The organism is Pseudoxanthomonas taiwanensis (assembly GCF_010093135.1).
GTDB lineage: Bacteria > Pseudomonadota > Gammaproteobacteria > Xanthomonadales > Xanthomonadaceae > Pseudoxanthomonas > Pseudoxanthomonas taiwanensis.
Genome location: NZ_PDWK01000027.1, coordinates 14,754 through 39,985, shown reverse-complemented (window position 1 = coordinate 39,985; position 25,232 = coordinate 14,754). Strand labels below are relative to the sequence as shown.

Annotated in this window: 23 protein-coding genes and 3 pseudogenes; 11 read left to right on the top strand and 15 right to left on the bottom strand. The window is 72.9% G+C overall.

The genetic code is table 11. From position 1 onward, the window contains the following. Nucleotides 1-122: 122 nt before the first annotated feature. Together zipA and smc are read right to left on the bottom strand one after the other, a co-directional pair. Complete coding sequence (zipA, locus tag CR938_RS07240) at nucleotides 123-851, bottom strand: cell division protein ZipA (RefSeq protein WP_162124357.1); 729 nt, start codon at nucleotides 849-851, stop codon at nucleotides 123-125. A 104-nt stretch (nucleotides 852-955) separates the two neighbouring features. After that, nucleotides 956-4,459 (bottom strand): chromosome segregation protein SMC, encoded by a 3,504-nt coding sequence (gene smc, locus CR938_RS07235; RefSeq protein ID WP_162124356.1) that lies wholly within the window; start codon nucleotides 4,457-4,459, stop codon nucleotides 956-958. Between the two features lie 247 nt (nucleotides 4,460-4,706). Here smc and ubiM point away from each other — a divergent pair, with 247 nt between their 5' ends. Continuing rightward, the gene (gene ubiM / locus CR938_RS07230) at nucleotides 4,707-5,933 is read left to right on the top strand and encodes a 5-demethoxyubiquinol-8 5-hydroxylase UbiM (RefSeq protein ID WP_162124355.1); all 1,227 of its coding nucleotides are present in this window, start codon (nucleotides 4,707-4,709) and stop codon (nucleotides 5,931-5,933) included. 6 nt (nucleotides 5,934-5,939) lie between these two features. On the opposite strand, the gene CR938_RS07225 is transcribed toward ubiM, so the two are convergent. The 6 genes and pseudogenes from CR938_RS07225 to CR938_RS07205 all read right to left on the bottom strand — a co-directional run bounded on the left by CR938_RS07225 (nucleotide 5,940) and on the right by CR938_RS07205 (nucleotide 12,283). Further along, on the bottom strand, nucleotides 5,940-6,494 hold the full coding sequence (locus CR938_RS07225; protein ID WP_162124354.1) for an NADPH-dependent FMN reductase: 555 nt from the start codon (nucleotides 6,492-6,494) through the stop codon (nucleotides 5,940-5,942). 110 nt (nucleotides 6,495-6,604) lie between these two features. Continuing rightward, nucleotides 6,605-8,869: a thiamine pyrophosphate-dependent enzyme gene (locus tag CR938_RS07220; RefSeq protein ID WP_162124361.1), complete on the bottom strand. Its 2,265-nt coding sequence runs from the start codon at nucleotides 8,867-8,869 to the stop codon at nucleotides 6,605-6,607. A 60-nt stretch (nucleotides 8,870-8,929) separates the two neighbouring features. After that, nucleotides 8,930-9,530 (bottom strand): annotated as a pseudogene (locus CR938_RS14395) (glutathione S-transferase family protein); the annotation flags it as partial. After that, nucleotides 9,527-10,078, bottom strand: coding sequence for a GNAT family N-acetyltransferase (locus CR938_RS14390; protein ID WP_170296522.1), 552 nt, complete (start codon nucleotides 10,076-10,078; stop codon nucleotides 9,527-9,529). The gene CR938_RS14390 and the pseudogene CR938_RS14395, both read right to left, overlap by 4 nt. Nucleotides 10,079-10,157: 79 nt before the next feature. Further along, nucleotides 10,158-11,321, bottom strand: coding sequence for an acyl-CoA dehydrogenase family protein (locus CR938_RS07210; protein ID WP_162124353.1), 1,164 nt, complete (start codon nucleotides 11,319-11,321; stop codon nucleotides 10,158-10,160). A 143-nt stretch (nucleotides 11,322-11,464) separates the two neighbouring features. Continuing rightward, nucleotides 11,465-12,283: a glycine zipper 2TM domain-containing protein gene (locus tag CR938_RS07205; protein WP_162124352.1), complete on the bottom strand. Its 819-nt coding sequence runs from the start codon at nucleotides 12,281-12,283 to the stop codon at nucleotides 11,465-11,467. 149 nt (nucleotides 12,284-12,432) lie between these two features. Between CR938_RS07205 and CR938_RS07200 the strand changes: the two genes are divergently transcribed. Both CR938_RS07200 and CR938_RS07195 read left to right on the top strand, forming a co-directional pair. Next, nucleotides 12,433-12,648: a DUF6116 family protein gene (locus tag CR938_RS07200; RefSeq protein WP_162124351.1), complete on the top strand. Its 216-nt coding sequence runs from the start codon at nucleotides 12,433-12,435 to the stop codon at nucleotides 12,646-12,648. A gap of 3 nt (nucleotides 12,649-12,651) precedes the next feature. Then, nucleotides 12,652-13,440, top strand: a complete 789-nt coding sequence (locus tag CR938_RS07195; protein ID WP_170296521.1) for a TatD family hydrolase — start codon at nucleotides 12,652-12,654, stop codon at nucleotides 13,438-13,440. A gap of 4 nt (nucleotides 13,441-13,444) precedes the next feature. Here CR938_RS07195 and CR938_RS07190 read toward each other — a convergent pair whose 3' ends face one another. Further along, nucleotides 13,445-14,257 carry a tRNA threonylcarbamoyladenosine dehydratase gene (locus CR938_RS07190; RefSeq protein WP_162124350.1) on the bottom strand — a complete coding sequence of 271 codons (813 nt, stop codon included), beginning with the start codon at nucleotides 14,255-14,257 and terminating at the stop codon, nucleotides 13,445-13,447. Nucleotides 14,258-14,465: 208 nt separating this feature from the next. On the opposite strand from CR938_RS07190, the gene CR938_RS07185 reads away from it, so the two are divergent. Both CR938_RS07185 and CR938_RS07180 read left to right on the top strand, forming a co-directional pair. Then, the gene (locus tag CR938_RS07185) at nucleotides 14,466-14,903 is read left to right on the top strand and encodes a cytochrome c (RefSeq protein ID WP_162124349.1); all 438 of its coding nucleotides are present in this window, start codon (nucleotides 14,466-14,468) and stop codon (nucleotides 14,901-14,903) included. A gap of 142 nt (nucleotides 14,904-15,045) precedes the next feature. Beyond that, nucleotides 15,046-15,519, top strand: a complete 474-nt coding sequence (locus CR938_RS07180; RefSeq protein ID WP_162124359.1) for a glycine zipper 2TM domain-containing protein — start codon at nucleotides 15,046-15,048, stop codon at nucleotides 15,517-15,519. Between the two features lie 64 nt (nucleotides 15,520-15,583). Here the strand turns inward: CR938_RS07180 and CR938_RS07175 are convergent, their stop codons facing one another. Next, nucleotides 15,584-15,793: a cold-shock protein gene (locus CR938_RS07175; RefSeq protein WP_019397805.1), complete on the bottom strand. Its 210-nt coding sequence runs from the start codon at nucleotides 15,791-15,793 to the stop codon at nucleotides 15,584-15,586. 242 nt (nucleotides 15,794-16,035) lie between these two features. Here CR938_RS07175 and CR938_RS07170 point away from each other — a divergent pair, with 242 nt between their 5' ends. The 3 genes and pseudogenes from CR938_RS07170 to CR938_RS07160 form a co-directional block, all read left to right on the top strand. Beyond that, a complete protein-coding gene (locus tag CR938_RS07170) occupies nucleotides 16,036-16,521 on the top strand; it encodes a DUF456 domain-containing protein (RefSeq protein WP_162124348.1) in 486 nt (161 codons plus the stop codon). A 22-nt stretch (nucleotides 16,522-16,543) separates the two neighbouring features. Next, the gene (locus CR938_RS07165) at nucleotides 16,544-17,701 is read left to right on the top strand and encodes a phospholipase A (RefSeq protein ID WP_162124347.1); all 1,158 of its coding nucleotides are present in this window, start codon (nucleotides 16,544-16,546) and stop codon (nucleotides 17,699-17,701) included. A 108-nt stretch (nucleotides 17,702-17,809) separates the two neighbouring features. Then, nucleotides 17,810-18,043 (top strand): annotated as a pseudogene (locus CR938_RS07160) (ArsC/Spx/MgsR family protein); the annotation flags it as partial. Between the two features lie 16 nt (nucleotides 18,044-18,059). Here the strand turns inward: CR938_RS07160 and CR938_RS07155 are convergent. Both CR938_RS07155 and CR938_RS07150 read right to left on the bottom strand, forming a co-directional pair. Then, nucleotides 18,060-18,694 (bottom strand): annotated as a pseudogene (locus CR938_RS07155) (glutathione S-transferase family protein). Nucleotides 18,695-18,756: 62 nt separating this feature from the next. Then, on the bottom strand, nucleotides 18,757-20,271 hold the full coding sequence (locus CR938_RS07150) for a fumarate hydratase (protein ID WP_162124358.1): 1,515 nt from the start codon (nucleotides 20,269-20,271) through the stop codon (nucleotides 18,757-18,759). A gap of 143 nt (nucleotides 20,272-20,414) precedes the next feature. On the opposite strand from CR938_RS07150, the gene sigJ reads away from it, so the two are divergent. Together sigJ and CR938_RS07140 are read left to right on the top strand one after the other, a co-directional pair. Then, entirely contained in the window at nucleotides 20,415-21,323 is a 909-nt protein-coding gene (sigJ, locus tag CR938_RS07145; protein WP_162124346.1) for an RNA polymerase sigma factor SigJ, read from the top strand. Between the two features lie 36 nt (nucleotides 21,324-21,359). Next, a complete protein-coding gene (locus tag CR938_RS07140) occupies nucleotides 21,360-21,800 on the top strand; it encodes a carboxymuconolactone decarboxylase family protein (RefSeq protein ID WP_162124345.1) in 441 nt (146 codons plus the stop codon). Here the strand turns inward: CR938_RS07140 and CR938_RS14595 are convergent. Beyond that, nucleotides 21,760-21,987, bottom strand: a complete 228-nt coding sequence (locus tag CR938_RS14595; RefSeq protein WP_162124344.1) for a hypothetical protein — start codon at nucleotides 21,985-21,987, stop codon at nucleotides 21,760-21,762. The genes CR938_RS07140 and CR938_RS14595 overlap by 41 nt on opposite strands. A gap of 6 nt (nucleotides 21,988-21,993) precedes the next feature. Here CR938_RS14595 and CR938_RS07130 point away from each other — a divergent pair, with 6 nt between their 5' ends. Further along, nucleotides 21,994-22,542, top strand: a complete 549-nt coding sequence (locus CR938_RS07130; protein WP_246191004.1) for an acyltransferase family protein — start codon at nucleotides 21,994-21,996, stop codon at nucleotides 22,540-22,542. 5 nt (nucleotides 22,543-22,547) lie between these two features. On the opposite strand, the gene recJ is transcribed toward CR938_RS07130, so the two are convergent. Both recJ and CR938_RS07120 read right to left on the bottom strand, forming a co-directional pair. Further along, complete coding sequence (gene recJ / locus CR938_RS07125; protein ID WP_162124343.1) at nucleotides 22,548-24,272, bottom strand: single-stranded-DNA-specific exonuclease RecJ; 1,725 nt, start codon at nucleotides 24,270-24,272, stop codon at nucleotides 22,548-22,550. Nucleotides 24,273-24,291: 19 nt separating this feature from the next. Beyond that, the gene (locus CR938_RS07120; RefSeq protein ID WP_162124342.1) at nucleotides 24,292-25,230 is read right to left on the bottom strand and encodes a phosphoglycerate mutase; all 939 of its coding nucleotides are present in this window, start codon (nucleotides 25,228-25,230) and stop codon (nucleotides 24,292-24,294) included. Between the last annotated feature and the right edge of the window lie 2 nt (nucleotides 25,231-25,232).

Sequence of the window (25,232 nt, the reverse complement as noted above, 5' to 3'; positions counted from 1 at the left end):
GACCTGCGGATGGGGGCGGGCTCGGGAGCGGCGATGTTAATCCCGGCGCTGTGGCCGCGCCGGGAACGGCAGGCGCGCGGCGGCGGCCGCGGTTACCGCCCCCCGGCACGCCCGGGTCGCGCTTACCAGCGCGGTGCCCGGGTCAGCGGCGGCGCTTCGTGCTGGCGGGCGTAGGCGCGCAGCTCGTCGCGGATGTGGGCGATGCGCTGGCGGCCCAGCGCATTGCGGTTCTCGTCCAGGACCACGCCGTCCAGCAGCTCGGCCACGCGCTGCACGGTCGGCAGCATCTTCTCCCAGGCGTCCAGCGCGGGCACCGGGGCCGGCAGGGTCAGGAAGAAGGCGATGGCCGGCGTCTCCATCTGGTGGATGTTGGCCATGTCGAAGCTGCCGGGCTTGATGATGCTGGCCATGCTGAACACCGGACCGCGCTCCGGGTGGCCTTCCACCAGGCGGTGGAACACGTTCATGTGGCCGAACACCATGCCGGTCTTCTCCGCGGCCACCACGATGTCCTCGCCGCGCAGCACGCGGCCGGCGCGCGCGGCCACGTACAGCGACACGATCTTGTCGAAGTCCGGGTTCTCGCGCTTGCCAAGGGTGCTGGTGGAAGGTGCCGGCGCCGGTTCCTGCAGGCCCAGCTCCGGCTGCGCCGGTTCGGCGCCTTCCTCTGCGGCGGCTTCGTCCTCCAGCGCGGGCTCGCGGCGCTGGCGCGCAGGCCCGGGCGCCGCGGCCGGCGACTCGCGGCGGCGCACCGGGGCCTCCTTGCGCGGGCGGCCGAACCAGAAGATCGCGGCCATCAGCAGCACGCCGACCACGAGGATGCCGATGCGCAGCAGGGCGATGTCGGACATGGAACCGGTCTCCGCCTCAATACATGGGCGGCAAGCATGGCAAAAAACGAGGCGGCGCGGAAAGGGGCCGTGCCCTTCCCCGCGCCGCCGCGCGCGTGCCGGGGTCAGGCCGCGCCGGCCAGGCGCGCGGCCTCCTCCAGATCCACGCTCACCAGGCGCGACACGCCCGGCTCGCGCATGGTCACACCGCAGAGCTGGTCGGCCGCCTCCATCGTCGCCTTGTTGTGGCTGACGAACAGGAACTGCACCTTCTCGCTCATCTCCTTGACCATGTGGGTGAAGCGCCCGACGTTGGCCTCGTCCAGCGGCGCGTCCACCTCGTCCAACAGGCAGAACGGCGCGGGGTTGAGCTGGAAGATGGCGAACACCAGCGCCACCGCGGTCATCGCCTTCTCGCCGCCGGACAGCAGCGAGATGTTGGACACGCGCTTGCCCGGCGGGCGGGCCATGATCGCCACGCCGGTGTCCAGCAGGTCCTCGCCGGTCAGCTCCAGATAGGCATGGCCGCCGCCGAACAGGCGCGGGTACAGCGCCTGCAGGCCGGAGTTGACCCGGTCGAAGGTATCCTTGAAGCGGCCGCGGGTCTCGCGGTCGATCTTGCGGATGGCCTCCTCCAGGGTCTCCAGCGCCGCGGTCAGGTCGGCGTGCTGCGAGTCCAGGTACTGCTTGCGCTGCTCGGCCTCGCCGCACTCGTGGATCGCGGCCAGGTTGACCGGCTCCAGGCGGCGCATGCGCGCGTCGATCTGGGCGACGGCCTGCTCCCACTGCGCAGGGTCGGCGACCTCGGGCAGCGTGTTCATCACATCCTCCAGCACCAGGCCGTCGGCGGTGATCGCCTCCACCAGCTGCTCGGCCTTCAGCTGCAGCGCCTGCTGCTCCAGGCGGCGCTGGGCGATGCGCTCGCGCTGGGCCAGGGCCTGCTCGTCGCGCTGGTGGCGGGTCTGCTCCAGCGCGCGCAGCTCGTTGTCGATCCCTTCCAGCACCGAGCGGGCCTCGGCCAGCACGCGGTCCACGCGCACGCGCTCGGCCAGCGCGGCCTGGTGCTCGGCCTCCAGGGCCTGGATCGGCGAGTCGCCGGTGCTCAGCTGCGCGGCCAGCTCGCCCAGGCGTGAGTCCAGCTGCCCGCGCTGGGCGGCCATGCGCTGCAGTGCCTGGGTCAGCGAGGCGATCTGGGCGCGCTGCGACTCCAGGCTCAGGGCCAGGGCGTGGGTGGCCTCGCGGCTGGCGCGGGCGGCGTCGCGGGCCAGGTCGCGCGCCTCGGTGAGCCGGCGGCGCTCGGCCTCCAGGGCCTGGCGCGTGGTCTCCAGCTCGGCCATGCGGGTGACCGCCTCCTCCAGGCGCGAGCGCGCCTGGCGGGCCTGTTCGCGGCTGGTGTCCAGGGTCTCGGCCAGCTGCGCCAGCTCGGCCTCGATGCGCTCGATGCGCTGGCGGGCGGTGTCCAGGCGGCCCTGCTGGCTCTGCAGCTGGCCGGCCAGCTCGGACACGCCGCGGTGCGCCAGGTACAGCTGGCGCTGCGCGTCCTCGCGCTGCTGCCCGGCGGCCAGCAGCTGGTCGCGCAGGCCGGCCAGGCGATCCTCCAGCTCCGCCTCGCGCTGCTGCAGCTCCTCGATGGAGGCGCGCAGGGCCTGGATCTCGCGCTCGCGCAGCAGCGCGCCCTGGCGGGCCGCGCCCTGGCGGGACACGCGCACCCAGCCCTCGCCCAGGCGTTCACCGTTGCGGGTGATGACCGAGTCGCCCTCGGGCAGCTGGGCCAGCAGCGCGCGCGCGGCGGCCAGGTCCTCGGCAGCGTGCAGGCGCGCCAGCAGGCGGCGGATCGCCAGCGGGCCGCGCACCCTGGCCGCCAGCGAGGCCGGCGCGAAGGCACCCTCGCCCTCGCCGTCGGCCACCAGCGCGATGCGGCCCTCGCCCAGGTCGGCCAGGGCCTCCACCAGCGTCTCCGGCGCCTCCACCAGCACGCCCTCGATCAGCTGGCCCAGCGCGCTTTCGACGGCGTTCTCCCAGCCTTCCTCAACCTGCAGGCGCTCGCCCACGCGCGCGGCCGAATCCAGCCCGCGCGCCTTCAGCCAGGCCATGGCCGCGCCCTGCTCCTGGCCCAGCGCGGCCTGCTGCAGGGCTTCCAGCGAGGACAGGCGGCCACGCGCGGCCTGGGCCTGCTTGCGCACCTCGGCCAGCTCGGCCTGGGTGGTCCGCTGCTGCTCCTGCAGCCCGGCCACGGCCTGCTTGCGCGATTCGACTTGCTCGTTCAGGCCCTCCAGCGCAGTGCGCCGGGTCTCGTGCTCGATCTGCGCCTGCTCGTAGGCCTGGGCCAGCGCCTCCAGGTCCAGGCCGGCGCGTTCGGCGGCCAGCGCCTCGCGGCGGCGCTCGGCCTCCATCGCCTGGCGGTCCAAGTAGTCCACGCGGGTGCGCTCGACCTCGCCGGCGCGCGCGGCCTCGGCGGCCTCGCGGCCATGCGCCTCCCAGCGCTGCTGCCAGTCGGCCAGCGCGGCCTCGGCCTCGCGCAGGGCCTCCTGCCTGAGCTCGTCGTCCTCGCGCAGCTGCTCCAGGCGCGGCTCGGCCTCGGCCACCGCGGCGGTCAGGGCCTCGAGCCTGGCCTGGTCGTCCTGGATCATGCGGTCCAGTTCCTCCAGCGCGGAGGCGGTCTCGTCGCGGGCCTTGTGCAAGCGGTCGGCCAGCTCGCGCTGGTGCTGGATCTGCTGCTCGATCCGGGCCAGCACGCCGCCGACCTGGTAGACCTCGGCCTGGGCGCGGTTGAGCGCCTCGGCGGCCTCCTCGCGGCGCACGCGGCCGGTCTCGATCTCGCGCTCGGCCTCGCGCTGGCCGGCGATGATCTGCTCCAGCCTGGTCTCCTCCTGCGCCAGGCGCTCGCGCAGGGCCTGCAGCTGCCGGTCCAGTTCGCGGTACTGCAGCGCCTTCCACTCGGCGTCCCTGGCCTTGCGCTCGGCCGCAAGCGCCTGGTACTGCTCGGCCTGGCGCGCCTGCCGGCGCAGGTGCTCCAGCTGCTTGTCCACCTCCTCGCGCAGGTCGTTGAGGCGGTCCAGGTTCTCGCGGGTGTGGCGGATGCGGTTCTCGGTCTCGCGGCGCCGCTCCTTGTACTTGGAGATGCCGGCCGCCTCCTCCAGGTACACGCGCAGCTCCTCAGGCCGGGCCTCGATGATCTGGCTGATCATGCCCTGCTCGATGATCGAGTAGCTGCGCGGGCCCAGGCCGGTGCCGAGGAACAGGTCGGTGATGTCGCGGCGGCGGCACTTGGTGCCGTTGAGGTAGTAGCTGCTCTGGCCGTCGCGGCTGACCGTGCGCTTGACCGAGATCTCGTTGTAGGCGGCGTACTCGCCGGTGATGGTGTGGTCGGAGTTGTCGAAGATCAGCTCGACCGTGGCCTGCGACACCGGCTTGCGCGTGGCCGAACCGGAGAAGATCACGTCGGTCAGCGAGTCGCCGCGCAGGCGGCTGGCCGAGCTCTCGCCCATCACCCAGCGCACCGCGTCGATGATGTTGGACTTGCCGCAGCCGTTGGGACCGACGATGCCGGTCATGTTGGTCGGCAGGTGCAACGTGGTCGGGTCGACGAAGGACTTGAAACCGGACAGCTTGATCGTGGAAAGGCGCATGCGTCGGTCGGTTCCCGGGGTGTCGCGGCGCTGGGCGCCACCGGAAGTGATGCGGATTGTGCGGAATGCGCTGCAAGTGCCTGATTCGCAATGGCAGCCCGCTCCGCCGTGCAGGGTCGGACGGTGCAGTATAGCCGCCGGGCCGCCCGGCCGGCCGGACTGCGCCGGGCGCGGCTTGACCAGGATCAGGGGACGACCACGCGCCGCGGCCTAGACTGGCCCGGTCCGTACCAGCGAGGAGCGTCCGATGCACCACGACATCGCCATCGTCGGCGCCGGTCCGGTCGGCCTGTGCCTGGCCCGTGCCCTGGCCCTGCAGGGGCTGCGCGTGGCCCTGGTCGAACGCCAGCCGCCGGCCGCCCTGGCCGAGCCGGCCTTCGACGGCCGCGAGATCGCCCTGACCCACGCCTCGGTCCGGCTGCTGGAGGAACTGGGCGTGTGGCAGCACATCCCCGCCGCCGAGGTCCATCCGCTGCGCACCGCCCGGGTCATGGACCGCGACCTGCCGCACGAGCTGCGCGTGGCCGCCGACGGCGGCGATCGGCTGGGCAACCTGGTGGCCAACCACCTGATCCGCCGCGCGGCCTGGCTGGCGGTGCAGGAGACCCCGGGGATCGAACTGCTGGCCCCGGCCAGGGTCCGCTCGGTGCACGCCGACGCGCACGCCGCCAGCGTGGAGCTGGAGGATGGCCTGTGCCTGCAGGCGCGGCTGCTGGTGGCCGCCGACAGCCGCTTCTCCGAGACCCGGCGCGCCATGGGCATCCCGGCCGATCTGCATGACTTCGGCCGCAGCATGCTGGTGTGCCGGATCCGCCACACCCTGCCCCACAACCACGCGGCCTGGGAGTGGTTCGGCCTGGGTCAGACCCTGGCCCTGCTGCCCCTGTCGGAGTACGTGGCCGGCGCGGTGGTGACCCTGCCCGGCGAGGAGGCCCGGCGCCTGGCCACGACCGACGAGGCCAGCTTCGCCGCCGAGCTGGAGCGCCGCTACGACGGCCGCCTGGGGGTGGTCGAGCTGGCCAGCACCCGCCACCTCTATCCGCTGGTGGCCACCTGGGCGCGGCGCTTCGTGGGCACCCGCTTCGCCCTGGCCGGCGACGCCGCGGTGGGCATGCACCCGGTGACCGCGCACGGCTTCAATCTGGGCCTGGCCAGCGTGGAGAGGCTCGCCGACCTGGCCGCCACCGCCCTGGCCCAGGGCCGCGACCCGGGCGACCCGGCACTGCTGGAGCGCTACGAGCGCCGCCACCGCCTGGGCTGCTGGCCGCTGTTCCAGGCCACCCGCGCCGTGGTCGGGCTGTACACCAACGACGCGCTGCCGGCACGCTGGCTGCGCGGTGCGGTGCTGCGCGCCAGCGGCGGCCTGCCGCCGTTCCGCCGCGCCCTGGCCGCGGTGCTGACCGATGCCGGCCCGGTGGATCCCTCGCCGCTGGAGCGCCTGCGTGCCGGCCTGGCCCAGCTGCGGCCGGGCTGAGCGTCCTCAGCCGCGCTGCAGGCTGATCCAGTTGACGAAGCGGTCCACGAAGTCCTCGAGGAACTCGCGGGTGTCCTGGCGGGTGACGCGGCCGTCGGCATCCACCAGCCCGTCCTCGAACTGGATGTACGCCTCCGGCTGCGGCATCACCGCCATGTCCAGGTAGGACAGGATGTTGCGCAGGTGCTGCTGGGCCAGGGCGGTGCCGATGGCCCCGGGGGAGGCGCCGATCACCGCCGCCGGCAGGCCGGCGAAGGCGCTGTCCCCGTACGGGCGCGAGGCCAGGTCGATGGCGTTCTTGAGCACGCCCGGCACCGAGCGGTTGTATTCCGGGGTGACGAACAGCACCGCGTCGGCGCCGCGGACCTGCCGCTTCAGCGCCACGCCCCCGGGCGGGTAATCGCCGTCGAGGTCCTGGTTGTAGAAGGGCAGCCGGCCGATGTCGACGTAGTCGAACCGCAGCCGGTCCTCGGCCAGCCGTTCCAGCGCGCGCGCCAGCTGGCGGTTGTACGAATCCTTGCGGAGGCTGCCGACGAATACGGCGATGGTGCGCTTGTCCATGATCCTGCTCCCTTGGGAACCGAGCCATGGAGGCTAGGCGGGCGGGCGCGGGCGCCGGGTGAAGGCGGCCCGCCGCGGCGGGGAGGCGCGCCCGCTCCGCCCGGCCGGCGTCAGCCGGTCAGCCCGTCGGCGGCGGCGACGATGTCGTCCTCGCCCGGGATCACCAGGAAGGCGGCCCCGGCCAGCGGGGTGTAGGTGTCGGCGCCGACCACGCGGCGGAACGGGCGGGCGCCGAAGCCGCCCTCGATGATCGCGGTGATCACGCCCTCGCCCACGCCGGCGCTGCGGCGGCCCTCGTCCACGATCAGCAGGCGCCTGGCACTGGCCGCCTGCTGGTGGATGAACTTCTCGTTCAGCGGCACCAGCCAGCGCAGGTCCACCACCCGCACCTTCCAGCCGTGCCGGGCCTCGATGCGGCGCGCGGCGCGCAGGCTCATCGGCACGCCGTTGCCGTAGGTGATGATGACCAGGTCATCGTTGCCCTCGCCGTACACCCGACCCTCGCCCAGCGGCATGGCCTGGTCCGGCGCCGGATACGGGAACAGCCACTGCCCGTCGCCGGCTTCGTACAGATCCTTGGTCATGTACAGGGCGATCGGCTCGAGGAACACGGTCACACGGCCGTCCACCCTGGCCAGCGCGGCCAGCGTGCGCAGCATGGTGGCCGCGTCGTCGCCGCGGCTGGGGCAGCCGACCACCAGGCCGGGGATGTCGCGCAGGGCGGTGATCGAGTTGTCGTTGTGGAAGTGGCCGCCGAAGCCGCGCTGGTAGCCCAGGCCGGCGATGCGCACCACCATCGGGTTGGCGTACTGGTTGTTGCTGAAGAACTGCAGCGAGCAGGCCTCGCCGCGGATCTGGTCGCAGGCGTTGTGGAAGTACGCCAGGTACTGGATCTCCGGGATCGGCAGCATGCCCATGTTGGCGTAGCCCTGCGCCAGGCCCAGGATCATGGTCTCGTCCAGCAGCGTGTTGAACACGCGGTTGCCCTTGAAGGCCTTGTACAGGCCCTTGGTCACCGTGTAGACGCCGCCCTTCTGCGCCACGTCCTCGCCGAACAGCAGCATCTCCGGGTACTTGGCCATCAGGTCGTGCAGGGCCTGGTTGATCTGGATGGCCAGGTGGCGGGGGGGCAGCTTCTCCGGCAGGCGGTCCTCGCCCCCGAACACCTGCAGGCGGCGTTCGGCGTAGTCGGCGCGCTCGGCCTCGGCCTTGACCTTGTCCGGGGTGTACGGCGCCAGCGGCGCCATCACCTGCTCCAGGGTGGTCAGCTTGGGTCGGCGGTCGGCCTCCTCGGCCGCGGCGAAGCAGCGGCGGCGGATGGCCTCGTACTGCTCCAGCAGCTCGTCCCGGGTGTACAGGCCGGACTCCAGGGCGATGGCCGCGCTGCGCAGCAGCGGGTCGGTGGCCTCCACCGCCAGCAGCTCCTCCAGCGGGCGCCACTCGATCTCGAAGTCGGTGCCGGCGTGGCCCATGATGCGGGTGGTGCGCAGGTGCAGGAAGGTCGGCCGGCGGGTGTTGCGGCAATGTTCCACCGCCGCCTGCACCTGGGCGTAGCCTTCGGCCAGGTCCAGGCCGTCGGCGAAGAAGTAGTCCAGGCCCGGCATGTTGCGGAAGCGGTTGGCGATCCAGCCGTCGGGGGTCTTGACCGAGATGCCGATGCCGTTGTCCTCGCACACGAACAGCACCGGCGCCGGCAGCTTCTGGTAGGCGGTCCAGGCCGCGGCGTTGAACGCGGTCTGCGCGGTGGCGTGGTTGGCCGAGGCGTCGCCGAAGGAGCAGATGACGATGCTGTCGGCCGGCACCGGCAGGGCGTGGCCGATGCGCCGCGCCTGCTCGATGGCGATGGCCGTGCCCAGCGCCTTGGGCAGGTGCGAGGCGATGGTCGAGGTCTGCGGCAGCACCCACAGCGGCCTGCTGCCCCAGACCTTGTGGCGGCCGCCGGAGGCCGGGTCCTCGGCGCTGGCGGCGAAGCTCAGCGCCGAATCCATCACCGGGTCCATCCCCGGCAGCTTGCGGAAGCGCTCGGCCATGAAGCCGCCGCTGCGGTAGTGCAGGAACGCCGGGTCGGTGTGGCGGGTCAGCCGCGCCACCATGGCGTTGCCCTCGTGGCCGCTGGAGCCGATGGTGTAGAAGACCTTGTTCTGCACGCGCAGCACGCGTGCCATCAGGTCCAGGTGGCGGCTGATCAGCTGCGACTCGAACAGCTCCCGGAAGCCGCGCGCGTCCAGGGCGCTGCCCGGCAGCACCGGCGCCTCGTCGCGCGGGCGCGGGCGCGGGGTACCGTCCCAGGCGCGCACCGCCTCGATGAAGTTGCGGTCGCAGATTTCGGCGCGGTTGACGCCTTTCTTCCAGGCGGGGATGGCGGGAGCGTTCATGCGTTGGTTCCGGGATTCACGGGTTCTGGGCGAAGCGGGCCGCCGCTTCGGGATCGTTGGCGGCATCGGCACGAAGCCGGGCGTGGCGCGCACGCGCGCCAGCCAGGCGCCGATGCGCGGCCATGCGGACAGGTCGAAGCCGCCGTCGGCCGCGCAGTGGATGCAGGCGAACAGGGACGATGTCGGCCACGCCGCAGGCCCGGCCGGTGAACCAGTCGGTGTCCTGCAGGTGGCATTCCATCAGGCCCAGCGCCTGCCGGCCGCGCTCGTGCAGGCGCGGCAGTCCGGCGCGGCGAGGCGGACCGGGCGGCGTCCAGCCGCGGATGAAGCGGGCCACGGCGATGTACGGCTCGTGGCTGTACTGCTCGAAGAACAGCCAGCGCAGCGCCTGCGCGCCCTGCCAGGAATCGGCCGGCAGCAGCGGCGTTCCTCCGGCCAGCCAGCACAGGATGGCGTTGGACTCCGCCGGCAGGCGGCCGTCGTCCAGCTGCAGCAGCAGCGGCACCTTGCCGCCGGGGTCGAGGGCGAGGAACTCCGGGCTGCGGGCGCCGCCGCGGGCGGCGTCCACCTCGACCCAGCGGTACGGCCGGCCCGGCTGCTCCAGTGCCAGGCGCACCTTGTGGCAGTTGCCGGACATGGACATGCCGTGGACGGTGATCATGCGCCCTGCTCCCGGCGTGCGCGCCACTGCGCGCGGGTCTGTCCCCACAGCTCCACCGGCCGCCCGTGCAGCGGCCCGGGCAGCCGGCCCCTGCGCAGGAAGCGCGAGCCCCGCCGCGCGGCCACCCGCATGGAACGTTCGTTGCCCGGGCCGATGACGTGGAGGACCTCGTCCCAGCCGAGCACGTCGAAGACCCAGTCCAGGCAGGCCGTGGCCGCTTCCGTGGCGTAACCCCGGCCCCAGCGGCTGCGCACGATGCCCCAGCCCACCTCGGCCCCGGGCCAGCCTTCCGGCTGCCAGGGGCCGACCCGGCCGACCCATTCACCGGTGGCCTTCTCGACCACCGAGAACATCGCGTAGCCGCGCAGCTGCCAGGCCCCGACCACCGTCGCCAGGCCGCGCCAGGCCTGCGCGCGCGGCTGGACGCCGCCGATGTGCGCGGTGGCCTCCGCGTCGGCCATGAACGCGGCCCACGCCTCGAAGTCCTCCTGCCGCGGCAGGCACAGCAGAAGGCGCGGCGCCTCCAGTTGCGGTGCGGTCACGTCCATTCCTGCCTCCCCCACAGGTCGTCCGCCGCGCCGGCGGCCTGCCGGCCGTCCGTCGCGACGGAAGCGGGCCCGGACCGCGTCAGAAGGCGTTGATGCCGGTCAGCTCGCGGCCGATCACCAGCTGGTGCACGGTCTCGGTGCCCTCGTAGGTGATCACCGACTCCATGTTCAGCGCGTGGCGGATGGCCACGTGCTCGGTGGTGATGCCGGCGCCGCCCAGCAGGTCGCGGCACTCGCGGGCGATGTCGATGGCCATGCGGCAGTTGTTCCACTTGGCCAGCGAGACCTGCTGCGGCTGCATGGTGCCGGCGTCCTTCAGCCGGCCCAGCTGCAGGCTCAGCAGCTGCGCCAGGGTGATGCGGCGGGCCATGTCGGCCAGCCTGATCTGCGCGCTCTGCGTGGCGGCCACCGGGCGGCCGAACAGCACGCGCTCCTTGCTGTAGTTCAGGGCCTCGTCCAGGCAGGCGATGGCCGCGCCGATCGGGCCCCAGGTGATGCCGTAGCGGGCCTGGGTCAGGCAGCCCAGCGGACCCTTGAGGCCCTTGACGTTGGGCAGGCGATTGGCCTCGGGCACGCGCACGTTGTCGAAGTACAGGGCGCTGGTCACCGAGGCGCGCAGGCTCATCTTGTGCTTGATCTCCTGGGCGGTGAAGCCGGGCGTGCCCTTCTCCACGATGAAGCCCTGGATGCCCTCGTCGGTCTGCGCCCAGACGATGGCGATGTCGGCCAGGTTGCCGTTGGTGATCCACATCTTGGAGCCGTTGATCACCCAGTCGCCGCCGTCCTTGCGGGCGTGCGTCTTCATGTTGGCCGGGTCGGAACCACCGTGCGGCTCGGTCAGGCCGAAGCAGCCGATCACCTCGCCGGCGGCCATGCGCGGCAGCCACTGCCGGCGCTGCTCCTCCGAGCCGTAGGCGTAGATCGGGTACATGCACAGCGAGGACTGCACGCTGACGAAGCTGCGCAGGCCGCTGTCGCCGCGCTCCAGCTCCTGGCAGATCAGGCCGTAGCTGACCGCGTTGAGGCCGGCGCAGCCGTACTCCTCAGGCAGCGAGGAACCCAGCAGGCCCAGCGAGGCGATCTCCGGGACCAGCTCCTTCGGGAAGCGGCCCTGGTCGAAGCACTCGCCGATGATCGGCAGCACCCGTTCGTTGGTGAACCGCGCCACGGTCTCCTGCACGGCTCGCTCCTCCTCGCTGAGCTGGGAGCGGATGTCGAACAGGTCGTACGGGGACAGGGCCATGGCGCTCGGTTCACAGGTTGGAAGGAAGCGGCGATTGTATCGGCCCGTGCGGCGATTTAGGCAGTGCCCATCGGCCTGCGCAGGACGGGCAAAAAGAAGGCCGGCTGGGGGCCGGCCTTCCATTCCGTGGCGTACTGCCGGGCCTACTGCCGGCTGCCGCTTCCGGCGTCCACCACCGCGGCGGCGGGGACGACCTTGCCGTCCACCACCGGCAGGCGGTCCGAATCCGGCTTCTCGGCCAGACGCACCCTGCCCTCCTGGCCCTGGTAACGGTAGGTCACGTCCCAGGCCACCACCTTGTCCTGGGTGCCCATGGCGATGCGCTCGCCGGGCTTGCTGGCCATGCGCATGGTGCCGGTGGTGCCGTCGGCGTTGCGGTAGGTCACGTTGTAGCCGGTCACGCGGGTGGACTCGGACACCTCGCTGACCGTGTGACACTGCCGCTCGGTGCGGGTGACCACCCGGCCGCCCTCGTGGCGCTTGTCCACCTGGTTGCCGATCACGCCACCGGCGATGGCGCCGGCCGCGGTGGCGACCTTCTTGCCCTTGCCGCCGCCGATCTGGTTGCCCAGCACACCGCCGATCACGGCGCCGGCCACGGTGCCGCCGACGTTGCCGTCGCGCTCGGGCAGGCGCTCCTGCACCACCACGTCCTCGCAGACCTCGCGCGGCACGGTGGTCTGGGTGGTCTCGCGCACCGGCTCGCTGCCGATCACGGTGGCATAGACCTTCTCCTTCTCGGTCACCGGCTCGACGGCGAGGATCTCCGCGTAGTCCAGGCCGCCCGGACGCAGCTCGTCGCCGCTGGCGGCATCGTCCACGGCCAGGCCGGCCTCGGCCGAAGGCGGCGCCAGCGCGGCCGGTTCGGTGCCCTTGTCGCGGTTGTTGATGAAGGCCGCAGTGGCGATACCGCCTACCAGCAGCGCGCCTACCGCAACCAGGGCAGTCGTGGCTTGTTTCATGGCCGTGCTCCTTGCGGGACCCTCCCGCTCCGTCAATTTTCCGGCGTGATTCCACCACGGCGAAGCTGAACGCGGGCATGACTCCGCGCACGGCCTGCGCACACCCGCCACGTGGTAGCTTTTCCGTCGGTTTTCCGGCGAGGCCCGACATGGCCAATCCCCTGCTGCTGCCGTTCCTGGAATGGGCGCGCGGCCTGCGTTATCCGACCCTGTTCAAGCTGACCGCGGTGGCCTTCGCCATCAGCGTGCTGTGGCCGTTCGATCCCCTGCCGTTCGTGGACGAAATCGTGCTGGGCCTGGGCACGCTGCTGCTGGCCAACTGGAAGCAGCGCAAGGCGCCGCCGCCCCTGCCCGAACGCCGCTGAGCCATGCTGCTGGTGGACAGCCACTGCCACCTCGACGCGGCCGAGTTCGACCCGGACCGGGACGAGGTGGTGCGGCGCGCGGTCGAGGCCGGGGTGGTCCGCCAGGTGGTGCCGGCGGTGGACGCGGCCGGCTGGCCGAAGCTGCGCGGGGTCTGCCGCGCGCATCCGGGCCTGTACCCGGCCTACGGCCTGCACCCGATGTACCTGGACGCGCACCGCCCGGAACACCTGGACGAACTGGCCACGTGGATCGAACGCGAGAAGCCGGTGGCGGTGGGGGAATGCGGCCTGGACTACCACGTGGAAGGCCTGGACCCGGAGGCACAGCAGCGCTATTTCGAAGGCCAGTTGCGCCTGGCGCGCGAGACCGGGTTGCCGGTGATCGTGCACGCGCGCCGCGCGGTGGACGCGGTGATCGCCACCATCCGCCGCGTGGACGGCCACAGCGGCCGCCTGCGCGGCGTGGTGCACAGCTTCTCCGGCAGTCCCGAGCAGGCCCGGCAGCTGTGGCGGCTCGGCTTCCTGATCGGCCTGGGCGGGCCGCTGACCTACGAGCGCGCCAGACGCCTGCGCGGCCTGGTGGCGGCCATGCCGCTGGAGTTCCTGCTGCTGGAGACCGACGCCCCGGACCAGCCGGACAGCGCCATCCGCGGCCGGCGCAACGAACCGGCGCGGCTGCGCTTCGTGCTGGAGACGGTGGCGGCGCTGCGCGGCCAGGCGCCGGAGGACATCGCGCGGGCGACCTCCGCCAACGCCGAGCGCCTGTTCGGCCTGCCGCCGCCGGCGGCCTGAGCGGTCAGGCGGCCTGGCGCCCGCGCAGCAGCATCTCCAGGGCCTTGCCCACCGCGGCGAAGGCGAAGGTGCCGGTGATGTGGGTGGCCGCGCCCAGGCCGGTGCCGCAGTCCAGCTTCAGCGCCGCGTCCGCGCCCAGCTGCGGGCGCAGGCCGCACACGCTGCCGTCCGGCTGCGGGTACTTGACGTTCTCCAGCGAGTACACCGCCGGCACACCGAAATAGCGCTGCGGGTTCTTCGGGAAATTGAACTCTCCGCGCAGTTTCTTGCGCACCAGGGCGAGCATGGCGTCGTGCTCGGTGCGCGAAAGGTCGCGCACGCGCACCAGGGTCGGGTCGGTGCGTCCGCCGGCCGAGCCGATGGTCAGGACCGGCTGCTTGCGCCGCCGGCACCAGGCGATGGCCTCCACCTTGGTGCGGAAGCTGTCGCAGGCGTCGATCACCAGGTCCGGGCGGCCGCCCAGCAGCTCCTCCAGGTTGGAAGCGGTGAGGAAGGCCTGCACCGGCCTCACCTGGACGGTGGGATTGATGGCGCGGCAACGCTCGGCCATGGCCTCGGCCTTGTTGCGCCCGTACTGCCCGTCCAGCGCCGGCAGCTGGCGGTTGGTGTTGGACAGGCACAGATCGTCGGCGTCCACCAGTTCCAGCGCGCCCACCGCCGAGCGCGCCAGCGCCTCGGCGATCCACGAGCCGACCCCGCCCAGGCCGACCACCACCACCCGGCACCGGGCCAGGGCCTCCACCGCACCGCGCCCGTACAGCCGGTCGATGCCGGAGAAGCGTTCGGCGCGCAGCGCCACCGCGGCGGGGGCACTCATGGGCGGCGCTCCGGCGGACGGGAACAGGCGTGCGCGGACGGGAATGCGGCGGCGCGCGCCGCGGATGCGGGACGGACTGCGGGCATGGCGCGCAATGGTACCCGGCGCGCGGCCCCGGCGCAGCCGCCGCGCCATCGGTGCGGCCCGGACTCCATCGCCCCCGCCGCCCCACTATCATGTGCATCCCTTCACCCATGGAGTCCGTTCGATGGCCAGCCCGGAAGCCGCCCGCCGCCCCTCTTCCGCCTCCCGCTACCTCGTGGTGTTCGTCGTCGGCCTGGTGGTCGGCGTGGTGGCGGCAGTGATGCTGCTGCGTGCGCTGCAGGCCCGCACGGATCCGTTCCCGGAGGCGCTGATGCAGGTGATGGCGCGCCAGAGCGGCCAGCTGCGCGACGCCGCCCAGGCCAACCGCTGCACCACCGCCGACACCCTGCCGCGGCTGCAGACCCTGCGCCTGCTGGCCAACGACCTGGAGCCGGCCTTCCCGGGCCTGCGCGACGACGCCCGCTTCGCCGGCGCCGCCAGCAGCATGCGCGCCACCCTGGACCAGGCGCTGGCCGCGCCGCCGGCCGATTGCGCGCAGCTGAACGACACGGTCAAGCGCATCGGCGAAGGCTGCAAGGCCTGCCACGCCGACTTCAGGTAACCCCGGGACGGGTTTCCCGCCGCGCGCCGCCACGGCGCGCGGTTGGCGCGCCATTCACGCGCCACGCCGGACGATGCGTCCCATGGATCCGCTGCCCGAGCGCACCGGCTTCCATCGGCATCATCCAACGAGGAGAAACGCCATGAAGTCCCGCCTGCTCTGCGTCGCCGCCATCGGCACCCTGGCCCTGGCCGGCTGCAGCACCACTTCCCCGAACTACGGCGGCTACGGCAACTACGGAACGTCCTATCCGTCCGCGCCGACCGCCTGCGCCGACTGCGGCATCGTCACCCGCATCGAGACCGTGGCCTCGGGCCGCACCGCACCCTCGGCGACCGGCGCCGTGCTGGGCGGCATCGTCGGCGCGGTCGCCGGCCGCGAGATCTCCGACCGCACCGGCGGCAGCAGGGGCAACCAGAACATCGCCACCGTGGCCGGCGCCGCCGCCGGCGCCGCGGCCGGCAACGCCATCCAGAACCGGGTGACGGACGACACCTACAACATCCACGTGCGCATGGATGACGGCCGCACCGTGGTGATCAACCAGCGCGATCTGGGCGGCATCCGCGAGAACACCTACGTGCGCGTGGTCAACGGCCGCGTGGTCCTGCGCTGAGCAGGCGTGCAAAAGGGAACGGCCCGCTTGCGCGGGCCGTTCCGGTACACCGGTTCGACGGGAATCAGGCGGTCTGCACGGCGTCGGCCTGCAGGCCCTTCTGGCCCTGGACGACGGTGAAGGTCACCTTCTGGCCTTCCTTGAGGCTCTTGAAACCCTGCATCTGGATGGCACGGAAGTGGACGAACACGTCCTCGCCGTTCTCACGGCTGATGAAGCCGAATCCCTTGGCGTCGTTGAACCACTTGACGGTGCCGGTCTCGCGCTCTGCCATTACTGCTACTCCTCGAACTGTTGCTGGGTGGTGGTTACGCCGCTGCCGCGGCGGCTGGTTGCAAGGAGTACGCGAGGTGTAACGATGTAGCGGACCGTCTCTGGGACCTGCCGCATCAGGCCACGGTTCACGGTGACCTTGCCAAGCGCAGCGAGCCCAAACTTACCCCTCGTTCAGGTCAAATGCAAACGTGGCCGGCAAGCCCCCGGACGGGGCCGTACGGCCCCTTTCCCGGAGGCCCGATGGACCCGACCACCCTGCTCTACATCCTGGCCGCCCTGCTGGTGGCCGTCGGCCTGGCCGGAGTCATCCTGCCCGCCCTGCCGGGGCTGCCGCTGGTGTTCGGGGGGATGCTGCTGGCCGCCTGGGCCGGGGACTTCCAGCGCATCGGCGCCGGCACACTGGTGGTGCTGGGCCTGCTGACCGCGCTGTCGCTGGCCGTGGACCTCCTGGCCGCCGCCCTCGGCGCCCGCCGCGTCGGCGCCGGACCGCTGGCGGTATGGGGTGCGGCCCTGGGTGCCCTGGTCGGCCTGGCCTTCGGCCTGCCCGGACTGGTGCTGGGCCCGTTCATCGGCGCCCTGCTCGGCGAGCTGTGGCACGTGCGCGACCTGCCGCGGGCCGCGCGGGTGGGCCTGGGCACCTGGCTGGGCCTGCTGCTCGGGGCAGCCTTGAAGCTGGCGCTGGCCTTCGCCATGCTCGGCCTGTTCATCCTGGCCTGGTTCTTCTGAAACCCAGCCCGTCGGAGTTCGCATGGACAACCGCACCCTGCTTCCGCGGGCGCTGCTGCTGGCGCCCGCCCTCCTCGCCCCGCCGCTGGCGGCGCAGGAGATCACCGCCCGCCCGGCCACCGCCGAGGCCTGCCTGGCCATCGCCTCCGGGCCGCAGCGCCTGGCCTGCTACGACGCCGCGCTCGGCTACCAGGCGCCCCGGGCGCAGGAGGCCGACCAGATCGCCGAGCAGGCCAGCCAGCTGCAGGAGCTGGCCGAGCGCGAGCGCGCGGAGGCCGCCGCGCAGGCCCCGGACCCGGCCTCGCCGCGCACCTACGAGCTGTTCCGCCAGGACCTGTACCGCGAGGCCATCGCCAACGCCGGGCGCGGCTCGCTGCTGGACAGCCGTTGGGAACTGGCCAAGGACTCCAAGCTCGGCATCTTCCAGCTGCGCGCCTACAAGCCGGTGTACGCGCTGCCGGCGTTCTGGACCAGCAAGCCGAACACGCGCCCGCATTCGCCCAACCCGAACAACACCGTCACCACGCCTGAGGAGCTGGACAGCGTCGAGGCCAAGTTCCAGATCAGCTTCAAGACCAAGCTGGCCGAGGACCTGTTCGGCGGCAACGGCGACATCTGGGCCGGCTACACCCAGAGCTCGCGCTGGCAGGCCTACAACGCCGAGTCCTCGCGCCCATTCCGCGAGACCAACTACGAACCGGAAGTGATGCTGGTGTTCCGCAACAACTACAGCCTGTTCGGCTGGAAGGGGCGGATGATGAGCGTGGGCATCAACCACCAGTCCAACGGCCGCAGCGACCCGCTCTCGCGCAGCTGGAACCGGGTGATCTTCACTGCCGGCCTGGACCGCGACAACTGGGCGCTGGTGCTGCGTCCCTGGTACCGGGTCAAGGAGAGCGCGCGCGACGACAACAACCCGGACATCGAGGACTACATCGGCCGCGGCGACGCCCTGCTGGTGTACAACCGCAACGGCCACGAGCTGAGCCTGACCGCGCGCCACTCGCTGCGCGGCGGCGACCGCGCGCACGGCTCGCTGCAGTTCGACTGGGGCTTCCCGATCAACAACCTCCTGCGCGGCCACGTGCAGGTGTTCGACGGTTACGGCGAGAGCATGATCGACTACAACCACAAGGCCACTTACGTGGGCATCGGTTTCGCCCTGCTGGAGTGGTTCTGATGCAGGTCACCATCTGGCACAACCCGCGCTGCTCCAACTCGCGCGGCGCGCTGCAGCTGCTGCGCGGACGCGGCATCGAACCGGCCGTGGTGGACTACCTGGCCCGGCCGCCGGACCGCGCCACCCTGGAGAAGGTGGCCGAGGCCTGCGGCGGCGCAACGCGCCCTGGTGCGCAGCAAGGAACCGCTCTACGCCGAGCTGGGCCTGGCCTGGGCCGACGACGCGGCCCTGCTGGAGGCCATGCTGGCCCATCCTGTGCTGATCAACCGCCCGGTGGTCATCACCCCGCGCGGCATCCGCCTGTGCCGGCCGCCGGAGACCGTGCTGGAACTGCTCGACTGAACGCCCACCCGGCCGCTCAGGTCCAGTCGGCCAGGCCTTCGCGCGCGTACAGCTCGCGGAACGACGGCAGCGCCTTCATCCGCTGCGCCAGCGCGTGCAGCGGCGGCCAGGTGTCGGTGGGCCGCGGCATGTTGCGCGACCAGCGCATCAGCACGGTGAGCACGAAGTCGGCGGCGCTGCGGCGCCCGCCCGGGAGGTACGGGCCACGGGCGGCCAGGTGGCCGGCGACCAGCTCCCAGGCCGCCTCGATCTCCGCGCGCACCCGTTCCTTCACCGCCGCCACGTGCGCCTCGCCGGCCGGCTCTTCCGGGTGGAACCAGCGGCGGTAGGCGGGATCAGCGTGCCGGCGCAGAACAGCATCCAGCGGCAGTAGTCGCCGCGCTCCGGCGTGCCCGGCGCCGGCGCCAGACCGGCCTGCGGATGCAGGTCGGCCCGGTGCATGGCGATGCCGACCGATTCGGTCAGCACCTGCCCGTCCAGCACCAGTGCCGGCACCCGCCCCTGCGGGTTGATGGCCAGGTATTCCGGCGAGCGCTGCTGGCCCTGCTCCAGGTCCAGCAGGCGCAGTTCGTGGGCGATGCCCAGCTCCAGCAGCAGCCAGTGCACGATGCTGGCGGCCGTGCTCGGCGCGCCGTACAGGATCGCCTGCATGCTCCGTCCTCCCTCGAAAGGCGAAGCCGGCGCCGGGCCGGCTTCGCTCGGGACCGCTTGGCTTATTCCACCACGACCGGGATCTTGCCGATCCGGGCCTGCCACTGGCGCGGGCCGGTCTGGTGCACCGACTCGCCGGTGGAGTCCACCGCCACGGTCACCGGCATGTCCTTGACCTCGAACTCGTAGATGGCCTCCATGCCCAGGTCCTCGAAGGCGACCACGCGCGCGGCCTTGATCGCCTTGGACACCAGGTAGGCGGCGCCGCCGACCGCGATCAGGTAGGCGGAGCGGTGCCTGCGGATGGCCTCGATCGCCGCCGGGCCGCGCTCGGCCTTGCCGATCATGCCCAGCAGGCCGGTCTGCGCCAGCACCTGCTCGGTGAACTTGTCCATGCGGGTGGCGGTGGTGGGGCCGGCCGGGCCGACCACCTCATCACGCACCGGATCCACCGGGCCGACGTAGTAGATGAAGCGGTTGGTGAAGTCCACCGGCAGCTTCTCGCCGCGGTTGAGCATGTCCACCATGCGCTTGTGCGCGGCGTCGCGGCCGGTGAGCAGCTTGCCGCTGAGCAGCAGCACCTCGCCCGGCTTCCAGCTGGCCACCTCCTCGCGGGTGACCGTGTCCAGGTTGACGCGGCGCCCCTTGGAGGCGTCGTAGGTGAGCTTGGGCCAGTCCTCCAGCGACGGCGGCTCCAGCGCCACCGGGCCGCTGCCGTCCAGGGTGAAGTGGGCGTGGCGGGTGGCGGCGCAGTTGGGGATCATCGCCACCGGCAGGTTGGCCGCGTGGGTCGGGTAGTCCTTGATCTTGACGTCCAGCACCGTGGTCAGGCCGCCCAGGCCCTGCGCGCCGATGCCCAGCGCGTTGACCTTCTCGTAGATCTCCAGGCGCAGCTCTTCGATGCGGTTGGACGGGCCGCGCGCGATCAGCTCCTGGATGTCGATCGGCTCCATCAGCGCTTCCTTGGCCAGCAGCATCGCCTTCTCGGCGGTGCCGCCGATGCCGATGCCCAGGATGCCCGGCGGGCACCAGCCGGCGCCCATGGTCGGCACGGTCCTGAGCACCCAGTCGACGATGGAGTCGGACGGGTTGAGCATGACGAACTTGCTCTTGGCCTCCGAGCCGCCGCCCTTGGCCGCGACGATCACATCCACCTTGTTGCCCGGCACGATCTTCACGTTGATCACCGCCGGGGTGTTGTCGCGGGTGTTCTGGCGCCTGCCGGCCGGATCGGCCAGCACGCTGGCGCGCAGCTTGTTGTCCGGGTGGTTGTAGGCGCGCCGCACGCCCTCGTTCACCGCGTCCTCGAGCGAGCCGGTGAAGCCCTCCCAGCGCACGTCCATGCCCACCTCCAGGAACACGGTGACGATGCCGGTGTCCTGGCAGATCGGGCGGTGGCCTTCGGCGCACATGCGCGAGTTGATCAGGATCTGCGCCATCGCGTCCCTGGCCGCGGGCGATTCCTCGCGCTCGTAGGCGGCGGCCAGGTTCCGGATGTAGTCCACCGGGTGGTAGTACGAGATGTACTGCAGCGCGTCGGCGATCGACTGGATCAGGTCCTCCTGGCGGATGGACACCGGGGCGTTGGAGGTCTGGTTCTGGGCGGAAACGGTCACGGCTGGCTCTCGGCGGGCGGGAAAACCCGCCCATTTTAGGCCAAAGTGGCCCGGTGGCCGGGGATGGCTGTCACACCGGCGCACGCCGTTCCGTCCTGGTGCCAATGGAACCGATCGACATCTTCCATCGCCACCGCCCGCACCTGCTGGCCCTGGCCTACCGGCTGCTGGGCACCCGCGCCGACGCCGAGGACGTGGTCCAGGACACCTGGCTGCGCTGGCAGGGCGCCGACCACGCCGCCATCGCCGATCCGGCCGCATGGCCGGTGACCACCGCCACGCGCCTGGGCATCGACCGGCTGCGCGCCGCGCGCCGGCAGCGCGAGGCCTATCCCGGTCCCTGGCTGCCGGAGCCGGCGCGGATCGACGCCGACGCAGCCCCACCACCCGACGACGCCCCCGGGCCCGGCCAGCTGCTGGAGCGCGCCGAGCAGGTCTCGCTGGCCTTCCTCGCCGTGCTGGAGCGCCTCGGCCCGGAGGAGCGGGCCGCATTCCTGCTGCGCGAGGTGTTCGACCACGACTACGCCGCCATCGCCGCCCTGCTCGGCCGCAGCCAGGCCGCGTGCCGGCAGATGGTGCGGCGCGCGCGCATGCGCGTCGCCGCGGCCCGGCCCCGCTTCACGGTGGACCCGCGCCGGCACCGCGTACTGCTGGAAAGGTTCATGCACGCCGCCCGCACCGGCGACCGCGAGGCCGTGCAGGCCCTGCTGCATGCCGACGCGCAACTGCTGTCCGACGGCGGCGGCAAGGCGCTGGCCGCGATCCGGCCGCTGCACGGGGCCGAGCGCATCGTGCGCCTGTACTGGGTGCTGGCGCGGCGGCATCCGCCGGAGGAATGCTGGGACCTGGGGCGGGCCAACGGCCAGCCGGCGATCCTGCGCCGCCATGGCGGCCGCCTGACCGGCCTCACCGTGGCCGCCAGCGCCAGCGGCCGGATCACCGCGCTGTACACCATCACCAATCCGGACAAGCTGTCTGTCACGGCGGCGGCGGCATGCGTGTCCTGGGGGTGAAGCCGGCCATGGTGGCCGGCATGGAGCCCGTTGCCCATGCGCTATCGCCGCGTCGAATACCCGCGCCACGTTCCCGCCGCCGTGGAGGCACTGCGTGCCGCCGCCACCGCCGTGCATGCCGGGGTGCTGGAACCGGACCTGGTGGACCTGGTGTTCCTGCGTGTGTCCCAGATCAACGGCTGCGCCTTCTGCATGGACCTGCACAGCGCCGCCCTGCGCCGCGCCGGCGTGGATCCGCACAAGCTGGACACCCTGCCCGGCTGGCGCCATGGCCACCTGTTCGACGCGCGCGAACGCGCCGCCCTGGCGTGGGCCGAGGCGCTGACCGCCCTGCCCTCGCGCGCGCCGGACGAGGCGGACTACGAGGCGCTGAAGCCGCACTTCGACGATGCCGGCATCGCCACCCTGACCATGGCGGTGGCGGTGGTCAACGCACTCAACCGACTGGGGGTGGGGCTGCTGCCGGAACTGCCGTAGCCGTGCTCCCCTGGCCCTCGATGCGCTCGCGCAGGGCCTGGCGGTAGCGCCGGGTGCACGGCAGCACGCTGCCGTCCTCCAGGGCCACGCGCGCGTCGCCGCTGTCACGCTGGGCCTGCTGCTGTGGCCGGGGCTGGCGCTGGGCCTGGCGCGGCGGCTGCTCGTCGGCCGCTTCGCTTCGACCCATGCCCTGGTGGACGACTGGTACGACCACGCGCAGTACTTCGGCGTGTTCCTGCTCGGCTTCCTGGTGGCGCGCCGCGACGGCTTCCGGGATGCGGCCGTGCGCCTGCGCCGGCCGGCGCTGCTGCTGTGGCTGCCGAGCTGGGCGGGCCTGGCCGCGTACATGGCGCACTTCGCCCGGGGCGAGCCGCCGGACGGGCTGCGCCTGGCCATGCGCGTGGCATGGGGCGTGGACCAGTGGTGCGCGATCGTGGCGGTGCCGGGCCTGGCCCGGCGCCTGGCCCCGGGCGACTCGCCGCTGCTGCACTACCTGGCGGCGGCGGTGTTCCCGGTCCACATCCTGCACCAGACCGTGATCGTGGTGCTGGCACACCGGCTCAAGCCGCTGGACCTGCCGCCGCTGGCGGAAGGCCCGCTGCTGGTGCTGGCCACCTTCGCCCTGTGCCTGGCCCGGTACGAGCTGGTCCGCCGCGTGCCCCTGCTGCGGCCGCTGTTCGGCCTGAAGCGGGAGGCCGCCGCGCGCGGCGCGCGGACACGGGCGGCGGAACCGGCCGGCTGAGGGACCTACGCCGGCTCGAAATGCTCGATGGTCAGCTGCACCGCCCGGGCGCCGCGGTAGTCGTCCGGCACCAGACGGTAGGCCAGGTGCAGGCGCCGCGGCGGCTCCCGGCCCTGCCAGCCGCCGAAGCGGATCGCCGACAGCGGCTCGCGCCCGCCGGGATGGCGCAGGCGCAGGCGCAGGTGGCGCTCGCCGACCACGCGCCAGTCCAGCACCTCGAACTGGCCGTCGAACAGCGGCTCGGGGAAGCCCTGCCCCCACGGCCCGCCGTCGCGCAGCGCCTCGGCGTGGAAGCGGTCCAGTTCCTGCGGCAGCAGCTCGCCGTCGCTGAGCAGCTCGGCCTGGAGCATGGCCCGGTCCAGCACGCGCGCGGCATGCGCCTGCCAGGCCTGCTCGAAGGCCGGCAGCTTCTCCAGCTCCAGGGTCAGGCCGGCGGCCATGGCGTGGCCGCCGAAGCGCTGCACCAGCCCCGGATGGGCGGTGTCCACCGCCGCCAGCGCGTCGCGGATGTGGAAGCCGGGGATCGAACGCGCCGAGCCGCGCAGCACGGCCGCGCCCGGTTCGGCCGGGGCGAAGGCGATCACCGGCCGGTACAGCCGCTCCTTGATCTTCGAGGCGACCAGGCCGACCACGCCCGGGTGCCAGTCCGGGTCGAACAGGCACGGCGCCAGCGCCGCCGCGTCCAGGCGCGCGCGCGCCAGCGCCGCCTCGGCGTCGTCGGTCATGGCCTGCTGCACCGCGCGGCGCTCGGCATTGATCCCGTCGAGGATGGCGGCCAGCTCGCGCGCCCGCTCCGGGTCGTCGGTCAGCAGGCATTCGATGCCCAGCGCCATGTCCTCCAGGCGGCCGGCGGCGTTCAGGCGCGGGCCGATGGCGAAACCGATGTCGGCGGCGGTCAGGCAGGCCGGCTGGCGGCCGCAGACTTCGATCAGCGCGCGCAGTCCGGCGCAGCCGCGGCCGGCGCGCAGCTGGCGCAGGCCGGCGGCGACCAGGGCGCGGTTGTTGGTGTCCAGCGGCACCAGGTCCGCCACCGTGCCCACCGCCACCAGGTCCAGCAGGGTGGTCAGGTCCGGCTGCACGCCGCCGGGGAAGCGCCCGGCCTCGCGCATGCGCCGGCGCAGGGCCAGCAGCACGTAGAAGATCACGCCCACGCCGGCCAGCGCCTTGCTCGGGAAGGCGTCGCCGGGCAGGTTCGGATTGACGATGGCGTCGGCCGGCGGCAGCTGCTGCCCCGGCAGGTGGTGGTCGGTGACCAGCACCTGCCAGCCGCGCGCACGCGCCGCCGCCACGCCGGCATGGCAGGCGATGCCGTGGTCCACGGTCAGCAGCAGCTCCGGGCGCAGCGCCGCCAGCTCCTCGACCAGCGCCGGCGACAGGCCGTAGCCATGGACCATGCGGTTGGGCACCGCGTGCGAGACGCGGCGGGCGCCGAGCATGCGCAGGCCGCGCACGCCCACCGCGCAGGCGGTGGCGCCATCGCAGTCGAAGTCGCCCACCACCACGATGTGGCGGTCTTCGAGGATGGCCGCCTCCAGCAGCGCGGCGGCCGCGTCGATGCCGGTGAGGGTGTCCGGCGGCGCCAGCGCGGCCAGGCGCGGCTGCGCCAGCTCCCAGGCACTGGCGCCGCGCGCGGCGTAGATGCGGCGCAGCAGCGGCGGCACCGTGTCCGGCCAGCCGCCGCCGCAGGGCACCGGGTCGCGGCGCCGGATCCTGGGCATCGCCGGGGTCATGCGGCCGGCCGCGCCATGCTCATTCCGCCAGTGCGGCCAGCGGCCGCCGCCACCAGCGCCAGCGCTGCCCGCGGGTCAGGCGGAAGCGCGTGCCGTCCTCGAAGTCCAGCAGCAGCGCGTCGTATTCGCCCCGCGCCATGGACCGCAGCAGCGGCGGCAGCGCCTGCAAGGCGAACACCTCCAGCGTGCGCAGGTGGCGCAGGTCCACCAGGCTGTCGCCGACCACCCCCGTACCGGGATCGGCGGGCGTGGCGATGGAGGCGCCGGCGGCACGGGCCAGCGCCTGCAGCAGCGGGTCGCGGCTGCGCACGTTCATGTACGGGCCGCGCACCTGCTCCGGCACGGTGCCGCCGCCCCAGAACCACAGCGCGTTGATCGCCGGCCGGCCCTGCGCGGCGCGCTCGCGGTTCCAGGGATGGTGGTGCAGCAGCACCTGCACCTCGGTGATCAGGGCACGCCAGCGCCGCGCTTCGTCCGAGCTGCCCTGCGGCAGCACGGCGAACAGGTCCTCGCCGGCGGCCTCCTCCGGCGCGGTGAACTCCGGCAGGCGGATGCCATGCGGCAGGCGCAGGTACCAGCGCGCCGGATGCGGCGCGTCCAGTTGCAGGCCGGCGTCGCCGAACAGCGGACGCAGGGTGGGCAGCAGCGCGTCGGTGTCGGCCTGGTCCACGCCCAGGCCCTCGCCCCAGCCCAGCAGGCGTGCGCCGTTGATGTCCGGGGCCACGTGCGCCGGGTCGGCGCGCAGCCACAGGGCGCCGGCGGCGTCGCCGCAGTCCAGCTGGCGGGTCAGCGCCGCCGCCGACCACTGCTCGGGCAGGAGGAAGTGGCGGCGCAGCTGCGCGTCGCTGCCCGCCTGCCCCTGCTCGCGGTCGGCGCGGCCCAGGGCGCGCGCGGCTGCCGCCGGGAGCGCGCCCGGCAGGCGCGACCGCTCCGGCAGCAGCAGCGTGATGGAGGCCATGG